Annotated in this window: 4 protein-coding genes; 2 read left to right on the top strand and 2 right to left on the bottom strand. The window is 35.8% G+C overall.

Features of this window, described 5'->3' with window-relative positions:
• Nucleotides 1-411 precede the first annotated feature (411 nt).
• Nucleotides 412-1,758 carry a DNA repair protein RadA gene (gene radA, locus PUH65_RS13015; protein WP_305520569.1) on the top strand — a complete coding sequence of 449 codons (1,347 nt, stop codon included), beginning with the start codon at nucleotides 412-414 and terminating at the stop codon, nucleotides 1,756-1,758.
• A 32-nt stretch (nucleotides 1,759-1,790) separates the two neighbouring features.
• A complete protein-coding gene (locus PUH65_RS13010; RefSeq protein WP_305520568.1) occupies nucleotides 1,791-2,363 on the top strand; it encodes an ACP phosphodiesterase in 573 nt (190 codons plus the stop codon).
• On the opposite strand, the gene PUH65_RS13005 is transcribed toward PUH65_RS13010, so the two are convergent.
• Both PUH65_RS13005 and PUH65_RS13000 read right to left on the bottom strand, forming a co-directional pair.
• Nucleotides 2,360-2,896 carry a DUF6702 family protein gene (locus PUH65_RS13005; RefSeq protein WP_305520567.1) on the bottom strand — a complete coding sequence of 179 codons (537 nt, stop codon included), beginning with the start codon at nucleotides 2,894-2,896 and terminating at the stop codon, nucleotides 2,360-2,362. The genes PUH65_RS13010 and PUH65_RS13005 overlap by 4 nt on opposite strands.
• A 77-nt stretch (nucleotides 2,897-2,973) precedes the next feature.
• A complete protein-coding gene (locus PUH65_RS13000; protein ID WP_305520566.1) occupies nucleotides 2,974-6,219 on the bottom strand; it encodes a S8/S53 family peptidase in 3,246 nt (1,081 codons plus the stop codon).
• Nucleotides 6,220-6,355 lie beyond the last annotated feature (136 nt).

Here is a 6,355-nt window from a genome sequence, read left to right as displayed (position 1 = left end):
GATAGAGAATAGATTAATTCCCAATGATGAAAAAGTAGTTCAGTAGTTTATCATGTCAGAAGAACGAGACCAGTTTTTTTAAACCTCATACATTTAATTGTAGGAGGTTTTTTGTACGATTAAGTCATAGCAAGAATAGGGTAAGAGATATTAATTGGCTCTTATCGATATCTTAAAAATATCTTGGTTCAAAAATAGTGGTAAAACAAACTGCCTGAAGTTTTAGCCCCGATCGAAATGAAAATCCCGGAATGAGGTGCGAGCAAGACGAGTACCGAAATGAGGAATTGTAATGAAGATCGGGATGGGATTGGTAAGAAGCGAAAATCTGGTTGCTCCTTAGAAAACAATTTATTTATACTGTAAGCATTAAAAGTATTGAAATTTCAATTATTTTCAGGAAATTGCAGCATGGCAAAAGTTAAGACAGCATATCTGTGTCAGAATTGTGGATCACAGTATCCGCAGTGGTTGGGACAGTGTAAGAATTGTGGAGAATGGAATACTTTGGTAGAGGAAATCGTAGAGAAATCTCCCGCGAAAAGTTATGCAGACCGATCTAAACAACATATCATTAATATTATTGAAGTGGAGACCAATGAGGAGCAGAGAATTGCAACTCCTTCTGAGGAATTAAATCGCGTACTCGGTGGTGGAATCGTTTTGGGTTCTGTGACTTTGATTGGTGGTGAGCCAGGTATTGGAAAATCTACTTTGTTGTTGCAATTGGCTTTGAAAATGAAGAAGAAGATTCTATATGTTTCGGGGGAGGAAAGTGCGTCTCAAATTAAAATGCGCGCAGACCGATTGACGGAACTTCAAAACCCTAATTGTTTTCTTTTTACAGAAACTTCGGTGGAAAAAATTTTACATGAAGCCAAGAAATTGAAGCCAGATTTTATGATTATCGATTCGATTCAAACGCTGCAAAGTCAATTGATCGAAAGTTCTCCAGGAACAGTTTCTCAGATCCGGGAATGTTCGAATGAAATTATTAAATTTTCTAAAGAAACAAATACACCGACTTTTCTGGTTGGACATATTACCAAAGACGGACAAATTGCCGGTCCAAAAGTCTTGGAACATATGGTTGATGTGGTCTTGAATTTTGATGGCGACCGAAATCATTTATTCAGATTATTGAGAGCGAGTAAAAACCGTTTTGGCTCAACTGCAGAAATTGGTATTTATGAAATGGTTTCCCAGGGTTTAAAGGAAATTAAAAATCCATCTGAAATATTAATCACCAAGAAATTTGAAGAACTTTCAGGGAATTCTGTTGCGGTAACTTTAGAAGGAAACCGTCCGATGTTGATCGAAATTCAGGCTTTGGTAAGTTCGGCAGTTTATGGAACGCCGCAGAGAAGTTGTACTGGGTTTGATTCAAAACGACTCAATATGCTTTTGGCCGTTTTAGAGAAGAGAGCCGGTTTTCAGTTGGGAGCGAAAGATGTTTTCCTAAATATTACGGGCGGAATAAAAACGGGAGATCCTGCATTAGACTTGGCAGTGGTCGCTTCTATTCTTTCCTCCAATGAAGATATTGCGATTTCTGAGCATTTCTGTTTTGCAGGCGAGATTGGTTTAAGTGGAGAGATTAGGCCGATTCCACAAATTGAGCAACGAATTTCTGAAGCCGATAAGTTAGGTTATGAAAAAATATTTGTTTCAAACCTTAATAAAATTCCAAAGAAAAAATACGGAATTACAATAGTCGAAGTAAGCAAGATTGAGGATTTTCATGAATGTCTGTTTTAATGTTTTTATAACTTCATTTAAAATCTAAAACAATGAATTACCTGGCCCATTCTTTTCTCGCTTTTTCCGATGAACAAATCGTGGGGCAATTTTTGGAAGATAGTATTCCGAACAGAGATCGCTATTCCTATCCTCTCGGAATGCAACAGGGAATTACTTTGCATCGCGAAATCGATACGTTTACTGATGCTGATCCGGAAATGCAGGATGCCAAAAAAATATTCAGTCCATTAGTAAGATTGTATGCTGGAGCGTTTGTAGATGTTTCGATGGATTATTTTTTAGCAAATTCTTTAAGCGATGATGCGTTGAAAAACCACGCTGAAAAAGTTTATAAAGCCTTGCGGAAATACGAAGAGTTTCTGCCAGAACGTTTGCTAAAAATGGTTGATGGAATGGAAAAAGACAACTGGTTGTACAACTACAAAGAAGATTGGGGAATTAAATATTCAATCCAAAATGTGTTGAACAAAGCAAAGTATTTGGAAAAAGATTTGGATGTTTTTGACTTGTTTCTGAATAACAAACCGCAATTACAAAAGCATTTCGATGTTTTCTTTCCCAAACTTTTAAAATTTGCAGAAAAGATTAATTCTGAGTTTTAGAAATTTTTATACAAATACCGATTCGGATAATTTAGTTTTTCACTTTGTCGTTTTCCATTAACAATGATGTGGATGATATTCATTTGATCATCGAAAAGGTTGTAAAGAAAACTCACTGCTGTTTCTACTTTCTTGGGTGGATTCGTTGCTTCTGATTCTAAGAAAATATTCACCGCTTCGCTGTCTTCTTCAAATCCTATATAATTAATTTTTAAAAATTTGTTGTCAGTCTTTAATTTTAAATAATCACTGCAGTATGATTTCAGAAGTTCATTGATTTCTGCTTTGTATTTTTCATCATTAAAATGAACTGCTGTTCCATATTTTTCTTTCAAGGCATTTTCTAAATCATCCAAAAAAAACTTCCCAGTAATTTCAAAGGTTTTGGTTTTTGAGTTATAATTAAATTCTACTGAACCTACGTGATAAGGGTGAAACTCATTAGATAAAGAAGATGAATAACTTTTAAAAGAACTTAAAGTAAGAACCAAAAAAGTGGTGATAAAAAATAAAAGAAATCTTTTTGATAACATGAAGATGATATTTTAACAAAGATAAAAAAAGTGGCAATCTTTCGACTGCCACTTTACTATAAATTATAAGAGGGAATTTATTCTTTAATGATTTTTTTGGTCACTTTAGAATTTCCATTCGTTGTAATTTCTACGATATACATTCCTTTCGAAAGTTTAGAAACATCAACTGAACCAGACTTGTTTACTGAAGTTGTTACAATAACTTTTCCAGATAAGTCGAAAATTTTCACATTTCCTTGGTTGTTTTTAAGGTCAATATTCAAAACATCTTTAACTGGATTTGGATAAATCGCAACTTGATCTTGTTTCGCATTTGCGGTCGCAAGGAAAGAAGAACTTGTTCTTACAAAGAATCCACTGAATCCTGTAGTGTCAATCGTTACTTCCCAATATTGGTAAGTAGGGTTCCATTTCACGTTTTCAATGCTTGGAATTAGTGTTACAAATCCGTTGGTGTAAGATGTGATTGAACCTGAATTATCTGAACTTGTTCCCGCGAATTTATCAATCAAAATGTTTGATTTTCCTTCATTATCAGTTGGCGAAGTTGGTAGTTTTTTAGAGTTAGTTGCATTGTAAGCATCGAATTCTGATTGCTCGAAATACAAAGTAACTTTTCCTGTCGCAGTTCCTGGATTTGTAGCAGGGGTAAATTCATATCTTCTTGCTACGTGTGTTGATTCCGGACTGGTCAACCAAACCTTTGCCATAACATTTCCAGTAATAGTATTGGTGGCAGTTTTTTCTACCAAACCAACTAAGTTACAATTCGTAGTTACATAGTTTTTACCTTCTGCCATTACAAAAGAAACGGTCTCATTTTGTGTAGCTAATTTTTTAATTTGAGGTTTGTCTTCATACGCCATCGCTCTAATTCTGTAATCAGATGTTGATGGAGCCCAGGTTGTACCGCCATCAGTAGAGAACATACTTCTATTATCTAAGTTGATGCTTTCTCTTCTTAATGACATTGCTCCTCCTGAAGCGTCAATTGTTATGTAGAAATCTTGTCCTGTTGTCACTGAAAGTCCAAACTGGCTAAAATCTACAGAATTCCAAGCGCTTCTTTGGAAATCGTTCAAGAGAGAATTAAAAGTTTTAGCAGCCAAAACCTGACCTGGCTTTCCATCTTCTACCGTTCTCACTGCAATCGTCACTGGAATATCACCAGATGCTCCAGAACCAGTATAAAATAAAACAGATCCTAATTTTCCTGTAATGGTAGGCGTATATTTTACTGCAAAAATAGTATTGTTAGAAGTCGTATTGCTATCTTGAGTACTGATGTAGAATTGCTCATCGTAAGCAATCGTTTCTGTTTCAGAAGTTTGACAGCCGATTTCATCCGCCACTGCTTTATAAATATCTAATTTACCGAATCCCCATCTCGGATTAGGAACGGTTCCTGTCATCGCATCTTGTCTAGCGTTTGCTGTAAGTTTTGCTTTTACTTCTGCTGCAGTTAGATTAGGATTTGCTTGCAGAAGCAATGCTACAGCACCTGCAACTCCTGGCGCAGACATACTTGTTCCTTGGTTTTTTTTGTAATAAGTTCCATCAATATTATCAGAAGAACTTGGTGCCAACATTGCGTCTGATGACATTGCAGAAATTACATATTGTCCCGAAGCGGTAATATCTGGCTTTTGGAAACCATCTGCTCTTGGACCTTGTGCACTAAATGACGAAATATTTTCGGCTAGATTGTTTGTTAGTGTATAACCACCAGGTGAAGGATTCGATTTATAAGAAGTTAATCTTGCGATATAAGAAGCAACAGTAATTGCATTGGTAGCATTACCAGGTGAACCTACAATATATTCATTATCCGCATCAGTTAAAACCGAAGCAACACCTTCTGAAACTTTATATCCATGAACCATCATTGGAGTTGTTCCACTGTTGGTAAGTTCCATGGTGTAAAGTCCTTGACTGTTATCTGTAGTTCCAGTATTTCTTGTAATGACAACCTGCACATATCTTTTGTTATTTGCAGATGAAACCCAGTTGTAAACTAAAGCCGTGAATTTTCCTCCTTGAATAGGATGAGAAGTTGTGGCTCCTGGTGGAGAAAGGTAAACACCACCATCTGGTGTCGTTAATTTTGCTACTACATCATTATCACTGCTTCCGTACATATAGAATGAAAATACAGATGAAACTGAAGTACTGCTTCCTGCAGTAATGCTGAAACTTCCTGTAGAACTAGGGTCAATATTTACTTTTCTGTGAATATTTGTTCCGTAAACATTTCCTGCAGAAATTACAGCAACACGACCAGGACCTGAAGTAGTAAATGCATCAATAGCAACTTCATGTGCAGAAGTTCCATCATGCGCAGTTCCCTGACCACCAATACTCATATTGAATACGATAGGCTTGTTGAGTGCTGTTGCAACATTTTGAAAATAAGTGATTGCATCAATTGTATTGGCTTGAGAAAAAGATCCGTCTCCCCCTTTTACAAAAACGATTTGTGCATTCGGCGCAAATCCTCTGTGCCTTTTATCTGGAAAACCAGCACCATTTCCTGCTACTGTACCAGCAACGTGCGTTCCATGACCATTCGTATCTTTTTGTCTTACAAAATTTGCAGGAGTTCCATCTAATTCATCTTCGATTTGTGCTTTGCTGTATTCCACTCCTTTTGCAAAACCTGCAGGACTTACTTCTGAGCCAATTTTGGTCAAGGTTTGATCCCAAATGCTTATAATTCTACTTTTAGTAGGATCGTTTGCATCTCTAAAATCAGGATGTTTCCAATCGATTCCACTGTCATAAATTCCAACTAAGACTCCTTCACCATTATAAGTGGTGTTATTTAAAACACCTGCTTGAAGTAGGTTTGCTCCCGATTGAATTCTGCTGGTATCATTATGCAACTCATCAAAATCTGGTGCGATGATAGATATTACATCTTTCATTTGAGCCATTTTCTCTAAATCGTCAATAGTTACCAGAGCGGTCACAAACTTTGGCAGCGTACTTTGTACTAATATTCCGTTTGCTTTTAATTTTTCAGCATGATCGGTGTAAACAATACATGAATACATAGTTTGTGCTCCTTTACCAGTTACAACAAGATGCTGATCTAGCTTTAAACTTTCAGCCAAATTGTTTAATTTCTGCGCAGTTTGATTTGAATTTTTGCTTTCTTTAATAAGCGTTTCAAATTTGTAGTCGATCTTTTGGTATTGTCCGAAGATGATCCCAAATGATAACAAAAACAACAAAGTTAAGAAGTGCTTAACCTGTCGTAGTTTAGTCTGTAAAGGAATTGTCGAAACACTTCCTGTTATAAAAAGTAGTTTTCTTTTCATGTTTAATTTAATTAATTTAAGTTTCGCAAAACTATTGTATTAATTACTGTTTCACAAGTTTCTAATGAAGATATTCAAACAATTGTTTAATCCATTGATGTTTCCCTTAAAAAATCTTTAAAGTGTTGATTTTTTG

It is taken from the genome of Kaistella sp. SH40-3 (genome assembly GCF_030686865.1).
GTDB lineage: Bacteria > Bacteroidota > Bacteroidia > Flavobacteriales > Weeksellaceae > Kaistella.
Note: the sequence above shows the minus strand (reverse complement) of the source record. Positions and strands in the feature narration are given on the sequence as shown.